Raw genomic sequence first — 21,388 nt, forward strand, 5'->3', positions numbered from 1 at the left:
CTCGTTCCAACGCGCCACCTTTTCGGCGCTTGGCGAAGGAGGGGCGGGATGCGGATGGTGCTCTGCGGGTTCGTGCTCGGCATCGCTACGTTGCAGCAGCGTGCCGATTTGCCCGGCGCGTTCGCATGGAGTCTCGGTGCACTTATCGTGCTGGCCGCGCTCGGAGGGTTTGTCGCGGGCGCGATTCCGCGGCCGCCTGGCGCAGGCGACGATGAGCGGACATGGTGTGCTCGCATGGTGCGATGGAGCCGGCAGCATCCGCTGAGCCGCTGGGGCGCACTCGCATTGGCAGCCGCGCTGATGGGCCATGGCTACGCCGCGTTGCGAGCCGAGTGGCGTTTGCGTGAGGCTTTGCCGCCGCAGTGGGAGGGACGCGATCTGATGCTGCGCGGCGCCGTACGCGGGCTGCCGGCGCATGAACCCGGCGTTGTGCGCTTCTTGCTTTCCGTCGACGTCGTCGATGTTCGCAGCAGGTTGGGCATCGACAATTTTCCTTCTCTCGTTCAGCTCAGTTGGTCGGAACGCGCCGGCGGCCGGGTGCCCGCACTCGTCCCCGGTGCGCATTGGCGTTTGACCGTGCGCTTGAAGCGGCCTCATCGCAACGCGAACTTCAACGGTCGCGATGGGGAGGCCGCACTGTTCGCACGCGGGGTGCGTGCAACCGGTTATGTCGTCGCGCCGTCGAGCGCGCGCCTCGAGCCCGGCCGTGCGGGCAGTCTCGCGGCACGCGTCGACCGTTGGCGTTTCATGCTGGCCGCCCGCATCGATACGGCACTCGCCGGGGCGCCGCACCTTGGCATCGTCAAAGCGCTCGCAATCGGGGCGCAAGAGGCGATCGACGCGGCGGACCGCACGATATTGCGCCGTACCGGGACGAGCCACCTCGTCGCGATCTCCGGGCTGCATATCGGCTTCGTGGCCGGCGCGAGTGCCGCACTGGCCGCCTGGCTCTGGCGCCGCTCGTGCGGTTTCGGCGTGTGGCTTGGGCGTCGCGGCCGGCGCGAATGGCCGCTCGTCGTGCCCGCGCCCGTTGCGGCTGCGCTGACCGGCACGCTGTGCGCAACCGGCTACGCCGCGCTTGCAGGGTTCAACGTGCCCGCGCAGCGCGCGTTGTGGATGCTCGTAGTGATCAGTGCCGCCGCGGCGCTAGGACGCAATATCGCGTCGTCGCTCGTGCTGGCGTGGGCCGCGGTGCTCGTGCTCGCCGCCGATCCTTGGGCCGTGATCGCACCCGGCTTCTGGCTCTCGTTTGGCGCGGTCGCCGTCATCGCGCTGGCAATGCAGTTTCAGTTGCGGCGCCCAGGCGATCGCGAACTCGACATGCCCGAGATCGACGATCCGTTGCAGCCGGGCAGCGAGAGGCGCGCGTCATGGCACGACGGATTGCGCATGCGTTTGCGACGGCTGGGCGAAAGCCTGGCGCGCGCGGCGCGCGCACAATACGCGGTGACGATCGGGCTCGCGCCGTTGACCGCGTTCTGGTTTTCGCAAATCTCGCTGGCGGGACCGCTCGCCAACGCGTTCGCCGTGCCTTGGGTGAGCCTCGTCGTCACGCCGGTCGTGCTCGTCGCCGTGGCGTTGCCCGCACCGCTCGACGGGGCCGCATTCGAGCTGGCCCACACGCTTCTTGCACCGCTCATGCGGCTTCTGGCCAGGCTGTCGGCGTATGAATGGGCTGAATGGCGGCTCGCGCGCCCGTCGACATGGGCAATGGTGTCGACCGCCGTGGGCGTTCTATGGTGTTTGATGCCTCGCGGCTGGCCGATCCGGTTTGCCGCCCCCTTGGCGTGGCTGCCGCTGGCGCTGCCGCCGCCCGCGCCGGCGCCTGGCACGTTCAGGCTGACGGCACTCGATGTCGGCCAAGGTGCGGCGATCCTCGTCGAAACGGCACGGCACGCGTTGCTTTTCGACGCCGGGCCGGGCCCCGAGTCGACGAGTGCCGGCGAGCGCATCGTCGTGCCGTCTCTCGTCGCCAATGGCGTGCGCACGCTCGACGCGCTCGCGCTGAGCCACGGCGACGCCGATCACGCCGGGGGCGCGCCGGCAGTACTCGATGCGATGCCCGTGCGCCAATTGCTCGGCGGCTTGCCGCCCTCGAATCGCCTATGGGCGCTGGCGCAGGCGGCCGATGCGCACGGGCAGCGCTGCGCTTCGGGGCAGCGCTGGCGATGGGATGGCGTCGAGTTTTCCGTCCTGTGGCCCGACGCCGGCCCCTTGCCGAGCAAATCGAACGCGCACTCCTGTGTATTGCGGGTCGAGGCGCCGGGCTTCGCGGCGCTGTTGACCGGCGACATCGATGCGTCCATCGAAAATACCTTGCGCCTGCGTGCTCAGGCAGCGCTGCGAGCCGATGTATTGCTCGTGGCCCACCACGGCAGCCGCACGTCGTCGACCGAACCTTTCCTCGATTCGGTAAGGCCGCGCATCGCCATATTTCAGGTAGGCTATCGCAACCGCTTCGGCCATCCGCATCCGAGTGTGTGGGCTCGCTTTGCAGCGCGCGGCATCGAGCTCGCGAGAACCGATCGCGACGGTGCCGTGCGAGTGGAGCTAGAAGCCGGCGTGCCGGCGCTGGAACGCTATCGCGATGCGCATCGACGCTATTGGATGGATCGCATGGACAGCGGGCATCACGGCGCGGCGGGGTAGCGCCGATCAACCAGGAACGAGCGGGCGGCGGCAGGCAACAGCGGCGGATAACGACGGAGGCAGCGGCGCTTGAAAGACATCATTCATTTTTCGCACGCGAACGGTTTTCCGGCGCCGATCTACCGGACGATGTTTGCGGAGCTCTCCGACGACTACGAGATCCGCTCCATCGAGCGCATCGGGCACGATCCGCTTTTTCCGGTCACGAGCGACTGGCCGCATCTCGTCGACGAACTGCTCGCCGACATCGAGCGGCGATACGAGGCGCCCGTGTGGCTCGTCGGCCATTCGCTGGGCGGCTATTTATCGCTGATGGCGGCGCTCAAGCGTCCGCATTGCGTGCGCGGTGTACTGATGCTCGACTCGCCCGTCGTCGCGGGCTGGCGTGCGAGCGTGCTGCGCGTGTCGCAATGGACGGGCCTCGACGAGCGGCTCTCGCCAGCGGCCGCCACGCGCAACCGCCGCACCCACTGGGCGAGCCGGGAGGAAGCCTGGCGTCATTTCCACGCGAAGCCCGCATTTGCCCGCTGGGACGAGCGGGTCTTGTCCGACTATGTCGACTTCGGCATTCCGCAGGCGGCCGTGGACGGTACGCGCTCGCTCGCGTTCGATCGGCAGATCGAGTACCTGATCTACAGGACACTGCCGCGCACGCTCGGTGCGCGTCTCGCGCACGGCTCGCCGGTGCCCGTCGCCTTCATCGCGGGCACGCATTCGAAGGAGGTGCGCCAGGTCGGCCTCGAAGCGACGCGCCGCGCAACGCGGGGGCGTCTCGAATGGATCGAGGGCACGCATCTTTTTCCCATGGAAAAGCCGATCGAGACGGCGCGCGCGGTGCAGCGGGTGCTGCGCTCGCTGCGTGAGGCTGGATAAGCATGCGGGGAGCGCCGCGCGCTCCTCGGCACGCTGAGCGCGCGAACCTTTACGGTATAATCCGTTTTTCCCGCGAGCATCCAGCGATGACTAAATATGTTTTCGTCACCGGCGGCGTAGTGTCGTCCCTTGGCAAGGGCATTGCCGCCGCCTCTCTCGCCGCGATCCTCGAGTCGCGCGGTCTCAAAGTCACCCTCCTCAAACTCGATCCCTACATCAACGTCGACCCGGGCACCATGAGTCCGTTTCAGCACGGCGAGGTGTTCGTGACCGAGGATGGAGCCGAGACCGATCTCGATCTCGGGCACTACGAGCGCTTCATCAGCACGAAGATGCGCCGGGCGAACAACTTCACGACGGGCCAAATCTACGAATCGGTGATCCGCAAGGAACGCCGTGGCGATTATCTCGGCAAGACCGTACAGGTCATTCCGCACATCACGAATGAAATTCAGGCGTTCATCGAGCGCGGCGCGGCGTCGGCCACCTGCGGCGAGCCCGACGTGGCCATCGTCGAGATCGGCGGCACGGTCGGCGATATCGAATCACTGCCGTTTCTCGAAGCCGCGCGACAGATGAGCCTGCGTCTCGGACGCAACAGTGCTTGCTTCGTGCATCTGACGCTCGTGCCTTACATCGCGACAGCCGGCGAGTTGAAGACCAAGCCCACGCAGCACAGCGTGCAAAAGCTGCGCGAGATCGGCATCTTGCCGCACGTGCTGCTGTGCCGCGCGGATCGCCAGATTCCCGATGACGAATCGAAGAAGATTTCGTTGTTCTCGAACGTGCCCGAAGACGCGGTGATCTCGGTTTGGGACGTCGACAGCATCTACAAAATTCCGCAGATGCTGCACGATCAGGGGCTCGACACGATCATTTGCGACGAGCTCAAGCTCTCGCCCAAGCCCGCCGATCTCACGCTGTGGGCCGATATCGTCGAGAAGCTCGAACATCCGCGTCACGAGGTGACGATCGGCATGGTCGGCAAGTACGTCGATCTGACCGAATCGTACAAATCGCTGATCGAAGCGCTGCGTCATGCGTCGGTCCATACGTCGACGAAGGTCAACATCGAATACATCGATTCGGAGCAGATCGAGCAGGAAGGTGTCGCGAGCCTCGCGCATCTCGATGCCATTCTCGTTCCGGGCGGGTTCGGTCGCCGCGGCACCGAAGGCAAGATCGCGGCGATCCGTCACGCGCGTGAGGCCAAGGTGCCGTACCTCGGCATCTGCCTCGGCATGCAGCTCGCTGTCATCGAGTTCGCGCGCGACGTAGTCGGCCTGAAGAATGCGAACAGTACCGAGTTCGATCCGGCCACGCCGCATCGCGTCGTGGCGCTCATCACCGAGTGGTATGACCGCGAGGGGCGCGTCGAGAAGCGTAACGAGGAATCGGACTTGGGCGGTACCATGCGCCTCGGCTCGCAGCGTTGCCCCGTCAAGCCCGGTACGATGGCCGAAGCGATTTACGGCAAGGATGTCAACGAACGTCATCGCCATCGCTATGAAGTCAACAACCGCTACGTCCCTCAACTCGAGGCAGGCGGTCTCATCATCAGCGCGCGTACGCCGAGCGAAGATCTGCCCGAGATGATGGAGCTGCCGCGCGAAATGCACCCGTGGTTCGTCGGTGTGCAGTTCCACCCCGAGTTCACGTCGACACCGCGTGACGGACATCCTCTGTTCAAGGCGTTCGTCGAAGCGGCCCGTGCGTGCCATCTCGCGCGCGTCGGGGAGAAGGTATGAAGCTCGCCGGTTTCGAGATCGGCCTCGACAAGCCGTTTTTTCTGATCGCGGGAACCTGCGTCGTCGAATCGGAGCAAATGACGATCGATACGGCAGGCGCGCTCAAGGAAATCTGCGCCGGACTTGGCGTGCCGTTCATCTACAAATCGTCGTATGACAAGGCCAACCGCAGTTCGGGTAAATCGTTTCGCGGGCTCGGCATGGACGAAGGCCTGCGCATCCTCGGCGAAGTGAAACGGCAACTGAACGTGCCAGTGTTGACGGACGTGCATTCGATCGAGGAAATCGAGCCGGTCGCGTCCGTTGTCGACGTGCTGCAAACTCCGGCGTTTCTGTGCCGCCAGACCGATTTCATTCACGCCTGCGCGCGCTCGGGCAAGCCCGTCAATATCAAGAAAGGGCAGTTCCTCGCGCCGCACGACATGAAAAATGTCATCGAGAAGGCGCGTGACGCGGCGCGCGAGGCCGGGCTTTCGGAAGATCGCTTCATGGCCTGCGAGCGTGGCGTTTCGTTCGGCTACAACAATCTCGTCTCGGATATGCGCTCGCTTGCCATCATGCGCGAGACGGGAGCGCCCGTCGTATTCGATGCGACGCATTCGGTGCAACTGCCGGGCGGGCAGGGCACGAGCTCGGGCGGTCAGCGCGAGTTCGTCCCTGTGCTCTCGCGCGCGGCGGTGGCCGTCGGCGTGGCCGGGCTTTTCATGGAGACTCATCCCGACCCGGCGTGCGCGCTATCCGATGGTCCCAATGCAGTACCGCTCAAGCGGATGGCCGAGCTGCTGGAAACGCTCGTTGCGCTCGATCGCATCGTCAAGCGTGCGCCACTGCTCGAAAGCCACTTCGACTGACGAACCGACCGACACCCACGCTTCGCGGATGATTCGCGGCGCGGCGAGGCACCGTATAGTGACTCGCAAGCGCAGCGACTCCGGGATGCAGTGGGAAAAACAAGTAAAAACGAGATAGAAGAAGCGGAATTCAACTTCATTTCTAGAGGAAATCATGAGTGCAATCGTAGATATCATCGGCCGCGAGATTCTGGATTCGCGAGGCAACCCGACCGTCGAATGCGATGTGTTGCTCGAGTCGGGCACGATGGGCCGTGCGGCCGTGCCGTCGGGCGCGTCGACGGGTTCGCGCGAGGCCATCGAACTGCGTGACGGCGAAACCGGCCGCTACAGCGGCAAGGGCGTGCTGAAGGCCGTCGAGCACATCAATACCGAGATTTCCGAAGCGATCATGGGTCTCGATGCGTCGGAGCAGGCGTTCCTGGACAAGACGCTGCTCGAGCTGGACGGCACCGATAACAAGTCGCGCCTGGGCGCGAATGCGATGCTGGCGGTTTCAATGGCGGTGGCCAAGGCCGCGGCCGAGGAAGCGGGGTTGCCGCTTTACCGTTATTTTGGCGGATCGGGCGCGATGCAACTGCCGGTGCCGATGATGAACATCGTCAACGGCGGCGCGCATGCGAACAATAGCCTCGATATCCAGGAATTCATGATCGTCCCGGTGAGCCAGCCGACGTTTCGCGAGGCGCTGCGCTGCGGCGCGGAAGTGTTCCATGCGCTCAAGAAGATCCTGGCCGATCGCGGCATGAGCACGGCCGTTGGAGACGAAGGCGGTTTTGCACCGAATTTCGGCAGCAACGACGAGTGCCTCTCGACGATTCTTCAGGCCATCGAGAAGGCCGGTTATCGTGCGGGCGAAGACGTGCTGCTGGCGCTCGATTGCGCGGCAAGCGAGTTCTATCACGACGGCAAGTACCAGCTTGCGGGCGAGGGCTTGCAGCTTTCGTCGGCCGAGTTCACGGACTATCTCGCCACGCTCGCCGACAAATTCCCGATCGTGTCGATCGAAGACGGCATGCACGAGGGCGATTGGGCGGGCTGGAAGCTGTTGACCGACCGCCTCGGCAAGAAGATTCAGCTGGTCGGCGACGATCTGTTCGTGACCAACACGCGCATCTTGAAGGAAGGCATCGAAAAGGGCATCGCGAACTCGATCCTGATCAAGATCAACCAGATCGGCACGCTCACCGAGACGTTCGCGGCGATCGAAATGGCCAAGCGCGCCGGTTATACGGCCGTCATTTCTCATCGCTCGGGCGAAACGGAAGACTCGACGATCGCCGACATCGCGGTGGGCCTCAACGCCGGACAGATCAAGACCGGTTCGCTCTCGCGCAGCGATCGCATCTCGAAGTACAACCAGCTGCTGCGTATCGAAGAGGATCTCGGCGATATCGCCAGCTACCCTGGCAAGTCGACGTTCTACAATCTGCGTTGATCCACGGGTTTTTCGTCAACGATCGTTTTGCTCGCCGCCCCGTGCCTAGCCGCGGGGCGGTTTTGAATTTACGGCGCTTTCTCGCATGCGGCTCGTCACTGTCGTTCTCGTCGTCCTGCTCGTGCTGATCCAGTATCCGCTCTGGTGGGGACATGGCGGCTGGTTGCGCGTGCACGAGCTGCGCGAGGCGCTCGACGCGCAGGCGCATAAGAATACCGATGCCAAGGTGCGCAATCAGCGCATCGAGGGAGAAGTGCAGGACCTGCAAAGCGGCACGGCCGCGGTCGAGGAGCGTGCCCGTTATGAAATGGGCATGGTCAAGGACGGCGAAGTATTCGTGCAGTTCGTCTCGCCGAACACGCCGGCAAGCGCGCTCGCGCCCACCGCGGCGAGCAATACCTCGACGCGCGGCGAAGTATCGGCCGCGCCTGTCAGCGTGGTGCCGAATCCGGTTTCGCGCGTGAAGTCGCGCGGTAAAGAAGAAAAATCAGCCAAGAAGCGCGCCGCCGAAAACACCCGGCAGTAGCCGTCGTCAGCGGCCCGTCACCGCCGTTCGCAAAACGTCATTCGCGCGCTACCACCACCAGCCGGGGTAGAAGCCCGGGCTGTAGTACCCGAAGCCCCCACCGCCGACGTAGCCACCGTAGATCGTAGGCGCCGGATAGTAATACGGCGCGTAGTAGGGCGCGTAGTAGCGAGCCCAGTTATCGGCTGCGATTGCCGCGTCCTGGTCTTTCAACACCTGTTTGTCGATGTCGTCGTAACGTTTCTTCTCCGCACTGGTGAGCGGACGCGCCGGCGAAGCCGCGCCCGGAGCGTCCGGCGGCAGGCGGCTCAGGATGGGGCCGGGGGGCGGCTCGACGACGCAGGCGGCGAGCGTCGTGGCTGCGGCGAGCACGAGCGCGAGTCTCACCGGTACGGTGCGGCCGTTTTCGACTCGTTGCATCGATGGGTGTTGAATGAGCGTTTTCATGATGGCCTCGCGAAGCCGCCTCTTGCGAATCCGTGTATCGGGTATCGGATGAACCCTCTGCGGCTGCCAGTGAAGCTTCGACCGGGCGCACCGTCTGAAAGTGCCGCGGTCCGCGGCCCGCCGTCAGTGCCGCTGCGATGCGGCCGGCGTCACGCCGACGGTGACATCGTTGGCCGAAAAGAGCTGCACGACATCGACGGGGTCGAACTCGAAGCGCTGATTGCAGTATTCGCAATGGATCTCGATGTGACCGTGCTCGTCGATGACGCTGTCGACTTCCTCACGCCCGAGCATTTTGAGCATCGATCCCACCTTCTCGCGCGAGCAACTGCAGGCGAAGTGTGCCTGTGCCGGCGCGAAGTGCTGGACGTTCTCCTGCCAGAAAAGACGCTTGAAAAGCGTCTGAGGGTCTTCCTTCAAGAGCTCTTCTTGCGAGAGCGTCGAGCCGAGCACGCACACGCGTTCCCAGGTATCCGCGTCATGCTCGCCCGCGTGCGGCACGATACCGCCGTCGCCAGGAAGTTTCTGCAGCAGCATCCCCACCGCCCGCTCGGTATTCGCGGCGAGCCACAAGCGCGTTTCGAGCTGTTCGGAGTGGCGCATATAGTGTTCGAGCACTTCGGCCATCGACTGGAGGGGGCCTGCCTCGCCATTCAACGGGACGATGCCCTGATAGGGCTCGTGCCCGGGGCGGCGGTCCTGCGGGTCGAGCGTGATGACACAGCGTCCGTGCCCGCTGGCGTTGAGCAGATCGGCGAACGGTATCTGCGTGCCCTTGGCGGCTTCGGCCTCGAGCTCCGCGGAAAACTTCGCGGTCGCGCGCATGGCGAGCGACGAGCTGCATTGGACGACGAGCATTTTCACCGGGCCGTCGCCGAAAATCTGCATGATCAGCGTACCGTCGAATTTGAGGTTCGCGGACAGCAGCGCGCAGGCGGCCATCATCTCGCCGAGGATGTCGCGCACCGGAGCGGGGTATTGCCGGCGCGTGAGCACTTCCCGCCACGTGTTGTGCAGCGAGACGATCTCGCCGCGCACGGGCGCGGTGCTGAACATGAATTTTTGCAAATGGTCTTCCACAACCTGTTCCTTCGATCGTCGATGTCGGCCGAGCCTGGTTCGCGCTGCATCAACCGATGCGCACGAGCTGTTCCTTGTAGAGCGCCCTGCGTTCGATATAGCCCTGTGCATTTTGCGCGAGGCGGCCCACCTCCTCGTCGGTGAGTTCCCGCACGACCTTGGCGGGCGCGCCGAGGATCAGCGTGCGTTCGGGAAACACCTTGCCTTCGGTGATGACGGCGCCGGCACCCACCAGACAATTGCGGCCGATCACCGCACCGTTCAATACCACGGCCTGAATGCCGATGAGGGCGCCATCGCATACTGTGCAGCCGTGCAGCATTGCCTGATGCCCGACCGTCGCGCTCGTGCCGATGACGAGCGGGTAGCCTGGATCGGTGTGAAGCACGGCGCCTTCCTGAATGTTGGTGCCGGCGCCGACTTGAATGGGCTCGTTATCGGCCCGTAGCGACGCGCCGAACCAGACGCTGGCGTTTTCTTCGAGCGTCACGCGTCCGACGATGGTGGCCGTGTCGGCGACGAATACGCTTTCGTGAATGGTCGGGCCATGCTCGCCCAGCTTGTACATCGCCACAGTGAATGTCTCCCGTGCAAGGCCATGTGTCGCAGCCGTGGAGGGTGGCCGCGCGCCGAGTAAAATGGCCGCCCTTGTCATGCGTTCTACGGCACGCGCGATGCCGAATCACGTATTGTAAACGGTCCCGCCTTTCACCGCGGTGTTCGCTGCCGGCGCGCCGCAGCGGCCGTGCCGGGCTGCGTTTTTATCGATGGGTCCCGACTCAGTCATGTCTGCAACAGGTTCTTCCGAAAGCGACGAAATCGAGCGTGAAGACGACGTTCGTCATCTCGCGCTTTGCGTCCTGCTCGAATGCGAGCCGTCGGCGAAGGCCGCTCATGCCCAGGCGCTGCATCGGCGCTGGCTGGCGCGCGAGTTGCCCTGCGGGACGCAGGCGAGCATCGCCGAGCCGGTCGGTCTACCGGGCAGGCCACGCGCGCCGCTGCTCGTCGAACCGCGCTTGCTCGCGCATCGCGGCATGCGCTCGCCGGAGGGCCGCGCGGTGCTCCTGCATGCGCTCGCCCACATCGAATTCAACGCGATCAACCTCGCGCTCGATGCCGTCTGGCGTTTCGGGCAGATGCCGGGAGCGTTTTACGGCGACTGGCTGCAAGTTGCCGCCGAAGAGTCGCATCACTTCACGCTGCTCGCCGCGCGGCTCGCTCAACTCGGGCACGCCTATGGCGATTTCCCCGCGCACAACGGACTCTGGGACATGTGCGAGCGCACGCGGGCAGACGTACTGGCGCGCATGGCGCTGGTACCGCGCACGCTCGAGGCGCGCGGGCTCGATGCGTCGCCGCCGATTCGCGCACGGCTCGTGCAGGCGGGCGATCTCGATTCCGCTGCCATTCTCGATGTCATCTTGCGCGATGAAATTGGCCATGTTCGCATCGGCAACCATTGGTTTCGCTACCTGTGCGACGCGCGAGGACTCGATCCGCATTCCACGTACGTCCGGCTGGCCGAGCAATACCGCGCGCCGCGCTTGCGCGGGCCATTCAACTTCGAGGCACGCCGCCAAGCCGGATTCGATGAATTCGAACTGTCGCGGCTGACCGGCGATGAGGGCGCGCCAAGCGACGCCTGATGCGCCCGGCGAGGCGATCGTTCGAATCCATGTCGACTTCGCGCACAGCGGGACACACAGACGAAACATTTCTCCCGATATAATCGAACGACCATTCGTTTTTCGGGCGACGCTTCATGAATACTCCGCAATCCGATTTTCTGACCGTTCGCGGCATGCGTCTGCACGTGCGCCGTTGGGGCCATCGTGGCGCCCCGACGCTTTTCATGCTGCATGGCTGGATGGACGTTTCCGCGTCGTTCCAGTTCGTGGTGGATGCGCTGAGCGGCGATTGGCAGGTGATCGCGCCCGACGCACGCGGTTTCGGTCTGTCGGATTGGCCCGTGGCGGAGCGCGGCGGCGGCCATTATTGGTTCCACGAATACCTGGCCGACCTCGAAGCCTTGCTCGACCGTTACGCCCCGAGCGGGCAGGTCAATCTCGTCGGACACAGCATGGGGGCAAACGTCGCGTGCCTGTACGCCGGCGTGCGGCCCGAGCGCGTGCGACGAGTCGTCGACCTCGAAGGGTTCGGGCTGGCTCCCGCAAAGGCTGCGCAGGCGCCGCACCGGCTCGCCGCCTGGCTCGACGAACTGCGCGCGCCTCCCACGCTCAAGACCTACGCGACGCTCGACGACGTCGCCGCGCGTTTGACGAAGACCAATCCGCGACTTGCACCGGAGCGTGCGCGCTTTTTGGCACGGCATTGGGCGAAACGCGGCGACGACGGGCGCTATCTGTTGCTGGCCGATCCGGCGCACAAGGTGCGTGGTCCGCTGCTTTACCGGCTCGACGAAATCATGGCGGTGTGGGCGAAGGTCAGCGCAAAAGTTCTGCATGTCGAGGCCGTTGGATCGCCGACGCTTGCGATGCTGGCGGGTGCCATCCCGCTCGACGAGTTCAAGGCACGCTTCACGGCTTTTCGAGACTGGCGCGAAAAGCTGATCGAAGACGCAGGACATATGGTTCATCACGATCAACCGGAGCAGATGGCGGCGCTGATCGAGGCGTTTTGCGCCTGAGGGGGTGCAAGCGCGTCCGGGCCGCGCTTGGGAAGCCCGAGCCGAACGCCGCATTGCAGTAAAATGCTCGGATACTCTCTCCGCTCGAAGCATGAACGCCGATCTGCATTGCCATTCCAACGTATCCGACGGGCTGCTTGCGCCCGCGGAGGTCGCGCGCCGTGCGCATGCGGGGGGCGTGACCGTCTGGTCGCTGACCGATCACGACGAACTCGGCGGGCAGAGCGAGGCGCGCGCCGCGGCCGAGGCGCTTGGTATCCGTTATTTGCCGGGGGTCGAAATTTCCGTGACGTGGGCCGCCCGCACGTTGCACGTGGTCGGGCTCGGCGTCGATCCGTCATGTCCGACGCTCATCGAGGGGCTGCGTGCGACGCGCAACGGGCGAACCGCGAGGGCGCAGGCCATGGCCGCGGCACTCGAGGCAGTCGGCATTCCCGGTGCCTACGAGGGCGCGCTTCAGTTCGTGTCGAACCCCGACCTGATTTCACGCACGCATTTCGCGCGCTTCCTCGTCGAAAAAGGTTTTGCCCCGTCGACCGCCGAGGTGTTCGATCGCTTTCTCGGCGAGGGTAAGCCGGGCTATGTTCCGCATCGCTGGGCGACCCTCGAAAACGCAGTCGGCTGGATTGGCGCGGCCGGCGGCATTGCGGTCATTGCGCATCCGGGGCGCTACCGCTATACGCCACTCGAATTCGACGCGCTCTTCGGCGCCTTCGTCGATCTGGGCGGCCGCGCCATCGAGGTTGTCACGGGCAGTCACACGCCCGATCAGTACCGCGAATACGCCGAGGTCGCGCGTCGTTTCGGATTCGAGGCGTCGCGCGGCTCGGATTTTCACGCGCCCGGCGAGGGTCGCGTGGAGCTCGGCGCGTTGCCGCCGCTGCCGCCCGATCTGACGCCCGTGTGGGACCGCCTGCTTTGATGCACGCGCGACGAGCGCGGTTTCCCGCGAGAACCGGCTGGGCGGCAGTGCGTCGCACGGCGTCAGGTGTCTGCCATGCGCGCGCGTCGCGTCGCTGAACGCTCACTTCGTCCATGTCCCAATACTTCCGGATCCACCCCGATAACCCCCAGCCGCGCTTGATTGCGCAGGCGGTCCATATCGTGAAAGACGGCGGCGTGATAGCGCTGCCGACCGATTCGAGTTATGCACTCGCGTGCCGTCTCGACGACAAGGACGCCGTGACGCGTCTGCGCCGCATTCGCGGTCTCGATGAGCGGCAGCACTTGTCGTTGCTCGTGCGCGACCTGTCCGAGCTCGCGAATTTCGCGATGGTCGACAACCGGCAGTTTCGCTTGATCAAGTCGGTGACGCCGGGGCCCTACGTATTCATCCTTCAGGCAACGAAGGAAGTGCCCCGGCGGCTCTCTCACCCGTCGCGCAAGACGATCGGGCTGCGCGTGCCGGATCATGCCATCACGCTCGCGTTGCTCGAGGCGCTCGGCGAGCCGCTCATTGCCACGACGCTGATTCTGCCGCCGGACACCGACCCCGTGAACGATCCCGAGGCGATCCGCATGCGGCTCGAAAAGCAGATCGATCTCGTGATCGACGGCGGCGCCTGCCCGCGCGAGCCATCGACCGTGGTCGATCTGACGGGCGATGAGCCGCTTCTCGTGCGTGCGGGGCGCGGTGCGCTCGAACCGTTCGGACTGAGTGCAATGGAGCAGTGAAACGCAAGATGCTTGCCGCGCGAGACCGGCCCGCGACCAGTGCGGCCCGGCCCCCTTGTTACAATAAGACCGATATGGATGCTTCCCTGATACAAACAATCGCGGTCTATGCGTTGCCCGTGATCTTCGCGATCACGCTGCACGAGGCGGCCCACGGCTATGTGGCCAAGCTGCTTGGAGACAATACGGCCTACATGATGGGGCGGGTTTCGTTCAATCCGATGCGCCACATCGATCCGCTGGGCACGATCGCCATTCCGCTGCTGCTTTATTTCGCCACGGGCGGCGCGTTCATGTTCGGCTACGCGAAACCCGTTCCGGTCGCGTTCAGCAACCTGCGCAATCCACGCTGGGGCAGCCTGTGGGTATCGCTCGCCGGTCCCGTCTGCAACTTTGCGCAGGCGCTGCTGTGGGGATTCATCGGCGTCGGCTTGTCGCTGTTCTCGATCGACGAACCGTTCTTCTCGCGCATGGCGGGCGCCGGCGTCAGCGTGAATCTCGTGCTGGGAATCATCAACCTGTTTCCGTTGCCGCCGCTCGACGGCGGGCGCGTAGTCATGGCGCTGTTGCCGCCGCGGCAGGCGATCGGCTTGGCGCGCCTCGAGCCGTATGGCTTTTTCGTCGTGATGGCGCTCGTGATCACGGGCGTGCTGACGAGGTTCTGGCTGCGGCCGCTCATGTCGCTCGGCTACGATGCCTTGACGGCCATCCTGACTCCCTTTGTCTCGCTCTTCAACTAAGACCATGTTTCCAGACCGCATTTTCTCCGGCATGCGACCCACCGGCTCGCTCCACCTCGGCCACTACCATGGCGTGCTGAAGAACTGGGTGCGCCTTCAGTCCGAGTACCCGTGCTTTTTCTGCGTGGTCGACTGGCACGCGCTCACCACCCACTACGAGACGCCCGAGGTCATCGAAACCAACGTCTGGGAAGTGCTGATCGACTGGCTTGCATCGGGAATCGATCCCGCGCAGGCGACGCTTTTCATCCAAAGCCGCGTGCCCGAGCATGCGGAGCTTTCGCTGCTGCTCGGCATGAGCGCGCCGCTCGGCTGGCTGGAACGTGTGCCGACCTACAAGGAGCAAATCGAGAAGCTGAAGGACAAGGACCTCTCGACATACGGTTTTCTCGGCTATCCCGTTTTGATGGCGGCGGACATTCTGCTTTATCGGGCCTCGCTCGTGCCGGTCGGCGAAGATCAGGTGCCGCACGTCGAGATGACGCGCGAGATCGCGCGGCGCTTCAATCATCTCTATGGGCGCGAGCCCGATTTCGAGGAAAAGGCGCTCGAGGCAGCCAAGAAGCTGGGCGGCAAACGCGCGAAGTTGTACCGCGAGCTGCGCAATGCCTACCAGCAAGAGGGCGACGACGAAGCACTCGAGCAGGCGCGTGCACTGCTGCAGGAGTCGCAAAGCATTTCGATGAGCGATCGCGAGCGGCTTTTCGGCTACCTGGAAGGCGCGCGCAAGATCATCCTCGTCGAACCGCAGGTGCTGCTGACGAAGGCTTCGCGCATGCCGGGGCTCGATGGGCAGAAGATGTCGAAGTCCTACGGCAACACGATCGGGTTGCGCGAGGACGCCGATACGATCGCCAAGAAAGTCCGCACGATGCCGACGGATCCCGCGCGCGTGCGCCGGACCGATCCGGGCGACCCCGACAAATGCCCCGTCTGGCAACTGCATCAGGTCTATAGCGACGAGGCCACCCACCAATGGGTGCAAAAGGGCTGCCGCTCGGCCGGTATCGGTTGTCTAGAATGCAAGCAACCCGTCATCGAGGGCATCTTGCGCGAGCAGCAACCGATGCTCGAGCGCGCGCAAAAGTATATGGACGACCCGACGCTCTTGCGGGCCATCGTGGCCGATGGCTGCGACAAGGCGCGCAAGTTTGCCACGGAGACGATGCGCGACGTACGTGAGGCCATGGGCCTTTCGTACTCCTGATCGACCGGCGGTCACGATGCACGCGCAATGTGCCCGGGCGGGGTGGCGATGAGCGGCGGGCATGCGGCGGCGCCGGGCGCTTCCGCCTGGATCGTCCGGTGGTCGCATCTGCTTTCGCCGGATGCGACCGTGCTCGACGTTGCCGCGGGTAGCGGTCGTCATGCACGCTGGTTCGCTGCGCGCGGGCATCGTGTGATCGCCCTGGAGCGCGACCCGGACGCGCTTGCGGCACTGGCGCAGATCGAGGGCGTCGAGCCCGTCGCAGCCGATCTCGAAGACGGCAGTCCATGGCCGCTTCCCGATGCGGCGCGATTTGCGGCTGTCGTGGTCACGAACTACCTTCATCGTCCGCTGTTGCCGCGTCTTGTCGCATCGCTCGCGCCCGGCGGTTTTTTGTTGTACGAAACGTTCGCGCAAGGCAATGAAACGGTCGGGAAACCTTCGAACCCCGCGTTTCTGCTCGCGCCGGGCGAGCTGCTCGACGCCGTGAGCGGCATCTTGCGGGTCATCGCGTTCGAAGACGGTTACACCGCATTACCGCGGCCTGCGTTCGTGCAGCGCTTGTGCGCGGTGCGCGAGGCCGAGAGCGTTCGGGATGCCGTGAGCGGGGCGGGCGCAACCCCGGGTCTGCCGCGTTACGATTTGAGCGGCTAATCCGCTACAATCGCGCTTTCGGAATGGAATTCATGGCGTTTCATGGCTAACGGCACATCCAGCAGCACCCGGGACGGCGTCCGGATTCGCGGCAGCATTCCCGCAATCGTCACGCCGATGCTCGACGACGGCGGCCTCGATCTGGCGGCGTTTCGCAAGCTGATCGACTGGCATATCGAGGAAGGCACCAACGCGCTCGTCGTCGTCGGTACGAGCGGCGAATCGGCCACGTTGTCGGTCGAGGAGCACGTCCTCATGATCGAAACGGCCGTTACGCACGCGGCCGGCCGTATTCCGGTGATTGCCGGCGCCGGGGGTAATTCGACCTCCGAGGCGATCGAGCTGACGGAGCGGGCGAAAGCCGTGGGCGCCGACGCCACGCTGCAAGTCGTCCCTTACTACAACAAGCCGACGCAAGAGGGCATCTACCGCCATTTCGCGAAAATCGCGGAAGCGGTCGATTTGCCCGTCATTCTCTATAACGTGCCGGGCCGCACGGTGGCCGACATGTCGAACGAGACGATCCTGCGCCTCGCACAGGTGCCGGGCATCATCGGCGTGAAGGATGCGACGGGCAACATCGATCGCGCGGCACATCTGATCAAGGCCGCGCCGTCGCATTTCGGCATCTACAGCGGGGACGACCCGACCGCGATCGCGCTCATGCTGCTCGGGGGCCACGGCAACATTTCCGTGACGGCCAATGTTGCCCCGCGCGCGATGAGCGAGCTGTGCAAAGCGGCGCTCGAGGCCGACGCGAAAACCGCCCGTGAAATTCATCTCCGTTTGCTTTCGTTGCACAAGACGCTTTTCATCGAATCGAATCCGATCCCGGTGAAATGGGCGCTCGAGGAAATGGGCCGGATACAAGGCGGCATCCGCCTGCCGCTGACGCGTCTCGACGAGCGCTGCCACGGTGCCGTGCGCGATGCGTTGCGCGAGGCAGGCGTGCTGCGATAAAGGCGGGACCGATGTCCGCGCGCGCACGCAACGGCGCGCCGGCTGCTGTCATTCACTAACCGAGGTCGTTCGACTCGCGCTCCAGCATCGTTGCAGGCACGCGTTCGCATCACGAAGGGTTCCATGAAACGTTCTGTTTTTTTCATTCATGCCGCGCGTACGGCGGCGCTTGTGCTCGCGCTCGGATCGCTTGCCGGCTGCGACACCCTCAACGAATGGTTCTCGTCCGATAAAGTCGATTACAAGGCCACGCGTTCCGCCCCGCCGCTGACGGTCCCGAGCGACCTGACGGCGAGCACCGCGCCGACGCAATACACGGCCCCGCCGTCGAACGCTGCACTCGGCGGCGCACCCGAGCGCAATCGCACGGCCGCGGGCAATGCGACGGAAGGGGTGCCGAGCGCGCAAGACCCCTACGGCATGCATATCGAGCGCGATGGCGACCGCCGCTGGCTCGTCGTCGACGGCCGCTCGCCCGACCAGCTTTGGCCGCAGTTGCAGGAATTCTGGCAGGACAACGGCTTCGCGCTGAAAACCAATGCGCCCGCAACGGGCATCATGATGACGGATTGGGCGGAAAACCGCGCCAACATACCGGACGATTGGTTTCGCCGCACGATTGGCCGGGTGATCGATTTCGCCTACTCGTCAGGCACGCGCGACCGATTCCGTACGCTCGTCGAACGCGGCCCGAACGGCGCAACCGATATTTCGATCACGCATAGCGCACTCGAAGAAGTGCTGACCGGGCAGGACAAGGACTCGTCGCGCTGGGTGGAACGTCCGCGCAATCCGGTGCTGGAAGCCGTGTTTCTTTCGAAGTTGATGCAGAAGTTCGGCCTCACCGACGCGCAATCGAAGGAACTGCTCGCGAACGCGCGTCCCGGCACGGCGCCTGCCACGATCGATATGGCCGGTGCCCAGACCACGCTCGAGCTTCAGGAGTCCTTCGATCGGGCATGGCTGCGCGTCGGGCTGGCGCTCGACAGGACGAATTTCACGGTCGATAACCGCGATCGCGCGAAGGGGCTCTATTACGTGCGCTATGCCGATTCGATGGCCGAGCTCAAGCGCGACGGTCTGTTCGGCAAGCTGTTCTATCGCAAACCGGTGGCGTCCGCACCGGGACAGTCGTTCCTCGTCAATGTCCGCCAAAAAGGCGAGGGCCAGACGCAAGTCGCAATCGTGGATGCAAACGGCCAGATCGATACCTCGCCGGACGCGAAGAAGATTCTGTCGCTCTTGCATGCTCAACTGAACTGACGGGCCGTTCATGCGTTTTGCCAGTCTCGGCAGCGGAAGCGAAGGCAACGCGCTCGTCGTCGAAGCGACGAGCGGCACGACGGCGACGCGCGTATTACTGGACTGCGGATTCTCGGCGAAAGAACTCGAACGGCGGCTCGCGCGCCTCGGATGCGGCATCGAGCAGCTCGACGCCATTCTCGTCACGCACGAGCACAGCGACCACATCGGCAGCGCGCTGACGGTCGCACGCAAATGGAGTGTCCCGCTTTACATGAGTTGGGGCACGGCGCGCGCGGTGGGTGCGGACGTGGCGCCGGGCGTCGATCTCCACGTGTTATGGGGTGACGAGACGGCCGCTATCGGCGACCTTCAAGTATGCCCTTATACCGTTCCCCACGACGCACGCGAGCCGCTGCAGTTCGTTTTCGGGGACGGCGCGCATCGATTGGGCGTGCTGACGGATGTCGGTACATCGACGCCGCATATCACGGCAATGCTCCACGACTGCGACGCGCTGGTGCTCGAATGCAATCACGATGTCGATATGCTGGCGACGAGCCGCTATCCGGCATCGCTGAAGGCGCGAATCGGCGGTAATCACGGGCATCTCAGCAACGACGCGGCAGCGGTCATTTTGGCGTCGCTGCGGCGTTCACGGCTCAAGCACATCGTTGCGGCGCATCTGAGCCAGCAAAACAATCAGCCAGAGCTTGCCCAGGCCGCGCTGGCGCGTGTGCTGGGCTCCGCCATACACGACGTGAGGGTTGCATCGCAGGACGACGGTTTCGCGTGGCTGACGCTAGACGGGATCGACTAAGGGCGATGTCGGTTCGCGGGAACGCAATTCGCAATTGGCGCAGGCAAGAAAAAACCGGCTCGAAGCCGGTTTTTTCTTGCCTTGCAGCTTGACAGCTTACTGGCTTGCGCCCGAAGCCGGAGCGGCAGCCGAAGCAGCAGCGTCCGAAGCAGCGGCAGCAGCACCCGAAGCCGCAGCAGCGTCGCTCGCAGCAGCACCAGCGCTCGAAGCAGCTTCCGAAGCGGCAGCAGCGGCGGGAGCCGAAGCAGCAGCAGCGTCGCTAGCCGGCGCAGCAGCTTGATCGCTGCTCTTGTTGCATGCGGCCAAAGCCATGGCAGCCAACAGGGATGCTACGAGGAGGGATTTCTTCATGATCACGTCCTTTTATGGTTAAAGGTAAGCAACAGCGCGAAATAATACCGGTAATGTGCTCCAACACCAACCTGGGCCGCTGGTGGGATGCACATCAGAGCGTGAATCTTCCCCACGGCTTGGGCGGAAATTATATGCACTTTCGTACGGACCGTCGACAAACCAGGGTCAATACGTTGCCTTTCTCATACAAAATTTCAGCTTTTTGAACAATAGGGACGATTACCTCAAGCGGATGCGCCGATCCGTACCCAGCCGGCAAGATACCACTCGTGCAACAGCGCTGTCATCGACGAATCGGCAGAGAGTGTTACAAACCGTTTCCCCTCGATGCGCCTCGTGTCGGCCAGCTCGAGCAGCCACTTTTTGCTCCGCGGCAGACGGTCTTCCTCGCCGTTGAGAAAGTAGCTGTGCTTTCCGTAAAGCAGCGTCGTCTTCCTGTCGAGCCGAACGCCATGGCGAAGCGCCTTTTTCACGAACGCCGCCTCGTTTGCCGGCCGCTCGGGCGCCTCGAAGACGACGTGAGCCTTCGGTTCGCCCAGGTAGCTGCCAAGGAACGAGACGATGTCGCGCTCGCTCCAGTGGATGCGAGCAAGGATCGCGCCGACCTGCTCGATCAGCCCATCCGGCAGCCGTGCGGGATGCTCGACTGCGTCTTGCCGGGGATCGCGATAGCGGTCGTCCTCGCGCGCTTGCCGCGCCACGCTGCCGCGTTCGGCCAAGTGATAGAGAAATTGGCCGATGAGTTCGCGCGCCGAAGGCGAGCGAAAGCCGATCGAGCATGTCATACATTCGCCGAGCGCCACACCGTCGTGAGCGATGTGGGGCGGCAGATACAGCATGTCGCCCGGTTCCAGTACCCATTCTTGCTCGGGCTCGAAGTGCTGTAACACTTTCAACGGCAATCCGTCTTTCAGGGAAAGATCTTTTTGACCGGAAATTCGCCAGCGTCGCTTGCCCTGAACCTGCAGCAAAAACACATCATAGGAATCGAAATGCGGGCCCACCCCGCCGCCGTCGGTGGCGTACGAAATCATGAGGTCGTCGAGCCGCGCGTCCGGAACGAAGCGGAACCTGTCGAGCAAAGCGCGAGCGCGGTCATCGTGCAAATCGACGCCTTGCACGAGCAACGTCCATTCGCGGCGCCGCACGCTCGGGATTTGCTCGGGTTCGAACGGACCGTGTGCAAGGCGCCATGCGCCGCGAAAATGCGTAATGAGCCGTGCTTCGGCGTCGTCGCTTGTCGCCAGAGCGAAGAACTCATCGCGCGCGAGCGGGGGCGCGATGCCGGGCACGGCCTGACGGACGAGCAACGGTTTTTTCTGCCAATGCCGACGCATGAATTCAGACGGCGTCAAATTCGCGAGCAACGGCGTCGGCAAGTCGTGTGGAGGGGGCGGAACGGCGGAAGCGGCAGAAGTGGCGGATCGAGCTGAGGCCGGTGTGTGGTCAAGGGGCCGCTTGGGCATCGTATAATGAGA

At 64.2% G+C, this 21,388-nt stretch carries 20 protein-coding genes; 16 read left to right on the plus strand and 4 right to left on the minus strand.

The genetic code is table 11. The annotated features are described in order from the left end of the window. Positions 1 to 48: 48 nt before the first annotated feature. From GWC77_RS03300 to ftsB, 6 genes are all read left to right on the plus strand, one after another. Positions 49 to 2,649, plus strand: a complete 2,601-nt coding sequence (locus GWC77_RS03300; RefSeq protein WP_173255440.1) for a DNA internalization-related competence protein ComEC/Rec2 — start codon at positions 49 to 51, stop codon at positions 2,647 to 2,649. Positions 2,650 to 2,718: 69 nt separating this feature from the next. Next, positions 2,719 to 3,522, plus strand: a complete 804-nt coding sequence (locus GWC77_RS03305; RefSeq protein ID WP_173255441.1) for an alpha/beta fold hydrolase — start codon at positions 2,719 to 2,721, stop codon at positions 3,520 to 3,522. An 86-nt stretch (positions 3,523 to 3,608) separates the two neighbouring features. Further along, positions 3,609 to 5,270 (plus strand): CTP synthase, encoded by a 1,662-nt coding sequence (locus GWC77_RS03310; protein WP_173255442.1) that lies wholly within the window; start codon positions 3,609 to 3,611, stop codon positions 5,268 to 5,270. After that, positions 5,267 to 6,121, plus strand: coding sequence for a 3-deoxy-8-phosphooctulonate synthase (kdsA, locus tag GWC77_RS03315; RefSeq protein WP_173255443.1), 855 nt, complete (start codon positions 5,267 to 5,269; stop codon positions 6,119 to 6,121). Before GWC77_RS03310 ends, kdsA begins: the two co-directional genes overlap by 4 nt. A gap of 154 nt (positions 6,122 to 6,275) precedes the next feature. Continuing rightward, on the plus strand, positions 6,276 to 7,559 hold the full coding sequence (eno, locus tag GWC77_RS03320) for a phosphopyruvate hydratase (RefSeq protein WP_173255444.1): 1,284 nt from the start codon (positions 6,276 to 6,278) through the stop codon (positions 7,557 to 7,559). Between the two features lie 85 nt (positions 7,560 to 7,644). Further along, on the plus strand, positions 7,645 to 8,085 hold the full coding sequence (ftsB, locus tag GWC77_RS03325) for a cell division protein FtsB (RefSeq protein WP_173255445.1): 441 nt from the start codon (positions 7,645 to 7,647) through the stop codon (positions 8,083 to 8,085). 48 nt (positions 8,086 to 8,133) lie between these two features. Here ftsB and GWC77_RS03330 read toward each other — a convergent pair whose 3' ends face one another. The 3 genes from GWC77_RS03330 to GWC77_RS03340 form a co-directional block, all read right to left on the minus strand. Then, positions 8,134 to 8,505 (minus strand): hypothetical protein, encoded by a 372-nt coding sequence (locus tag GWC77_RS03330; RefSeq protein WP_173255494.1) that lies wholly within the window; start codon positions 8,503 to 8,505, stop codon positions 8,134 to 8,136. A gap of 150 nt (positions 8,506 to 8,655) precedes the next feature. After that, complete coding sequence (hslO, locus tag GWC77_RS03335; RefSeq protein ID WP_173255446.1) at positions 8,656 to 9,612, minus strand: Hsp33 family molecular chaperone HslO; 957 nt, start codon at positions 9,610 to 9,612, stop codon at positions 8,656 to 8,658. A gap of 49 nt (positions 9,613 to 9,661) precedes the next feature. Further along, complete coding sequence (locus GWC77_RS03340; protein ID WP_173255447.1) at positions 9,662 to 10,186, minus strand: gamma carbonic anhydrase family protein; 525 nt, start codon at positions 10,184 to 10,186, stop codon at positions 9,662 to 9,664. A gap of 211 nt (positions 10,187 to 10,397) precedes the next feature. Between GWC77_RS03340 and GWC77_RS03345 the strand changes: the two genes are divergently transcribed. The 10 genes from GWC77_RS03345 to GWC77_RS03390 all read left to right on the plus strand — a co-directional run bounded on the left by GWC77_RS03345 (position 10,398) and on the right by GWC77_RS03390 (position 19,556). Further along, positions 10,398 to 11,258, plus strand: a complete 861-nt coding sequence (locus tag GWC77_RS03345) for a ferritin-like domain-containing protein (RefSeq protein ID WP_217283154.1) — start codon at positions 10,398 to 10,400, stop codon at positions 11,256 to 11,258. A gap of 116 nt (positions 11,259 to 11,374) precedes the next feature. After that, a complete protein-coding gene (locus tag GWC77_RS03350) occupies positions 11,375 to 12,259 on the plus strand; it encodes an alpha/beta fold hydrolase (RefSeq protein WP_173255449.1) in 885 nt (294 codons plus the stop codon). Between the two features lie 91 nt (positions 12,260 to 12,350). Then, positions 12,351 to 13,181, plus strand: coding sequence for a 3',5'-nucleoside bisphosphate phosphatase (locus tag GWC77_RS03355; RefSeq protein WP_173255450.1), 831 nt, complete (start codon positions 12,351 to 12,353; stop codon positions 13,179 to 13,181). 113 nt (positions 13,182 to 13,294) lie between these two features. Then, positions 13,295 to 13,933: an L-threonylcarbamoyladenylate synthase gene (locus GWC77_RS03360; RefSeq protein WP_173255451.1), complete on the plus strand. Its 639-nt coding sequence runs from the start codon at positions 13,295 to 13,297 to the stop codon at positions 13,931 to 13,933. 74 nt (positions 13,934 to 14,007) lie between these two features. Then, positions 14,008 to 14,673, plus strand: coding sequence for a site-2 protease family protein (locus GWC77_RS03365; protein WP_173255452.1), 666 nt, complete (start codon positions 14,008 to 14,010; stop codon positions 14,671 to 14,673). Between the two features lie 4 nt (positions 14,674 to 14,677). Further along, positions 14,678 to 15,880, plus strand: coding sequence for a tryptophan--tRNA ligase (locus tag GWC77_RS03370; protein ID WP_173255453.1), 1,203 nt, complete (start codon positions 14,678 to 14,680; stop codon positions 15,878 to 15,880). A 48-nt stretch (positions 15,881 to 15,928) separates the two neighbouring features. Then, a complete protein-coding gene (locus GWC77_RS03375; RefSeq protein WP_254366761.1) occupies positions 15,929 to 16,534 on the plus strand; it encodes a bifunctional 2-polyprenyl-6-hydroxyphenol methylase/3-demethylubiquinol 3-O-methyltransferase UbiG in 606 nt (201 codons plus the stop codon). Positions 16,535 to 16,576: 42 nt separating this feature from the next. Beyond that, positions 16,577 to 17,494, plus strand: a complete 918-nt coding sequence (dapA, locus tag GWC77_RS03380; RefSeq protein WP_173255455.1) for a 4-hydroxy-tetrahydrodipicolinate synthase — start codon at positions 16,577 to 16,579, stop codon at positions 17,492 to 17,494. A 123-nt stretch (positions 17,495 to 17,617) separates the two neighbouring features. Beyond that, positions 17,618 to 18,757 carry an outer membrane protein assembly factor BamC gene (gene bamC, locus GWC77_RS03385; protein WP_173255456.1) on the plus strand — a complete coding sequence of 380 codons (1,140 nt, stop codon included), beginning with the start codon at positions 17,618 to 17,620 and terminating at the stop codon, positions 18,755 to 18,757. 10 nt (positions 18,758 to 18,767) lie between these two features. Beyond that, positions 18,768 to 19,556, plus strand: a complete 789-nt coding sequence (locus tag GWC77_RS03390; RefSeq protein WP_173255457.1) for an MBL fold metallo-hydrolase — start codon at positions 18,768 to 18,770, stop codon at positions 19,554 to 19,556. A gap of 578 nt (positions 19,557 to 20,134) precedes the next feature. On the opposite strand, the gene GWC77_RS03395 is transcribed toward GWC77_RS03390, so the two are convergent. Further along, positions 20,135 to 21,376, minus strand: coding sequence for a cupin domain-containing protein (locus GWC77_RS03395; protein ID WP_173255458.1), 1,242 nt, complete (start codon positions 21,374 to 21,376; stop codon positions 20,135 to 20,137). Positions 21,377 to 21,388: the final 12 nt, after the last annotated feature.

Source organism: Paraburkholderia sp. NMBU_R16 (genome assembly GCF_013282575.1).
Classification (GTDB): domain Bacteria; phylum Pseudomonadota; class Gammaproteobacteria; order Burkholderiales; family Burkholderiaceae; genus Trinickia.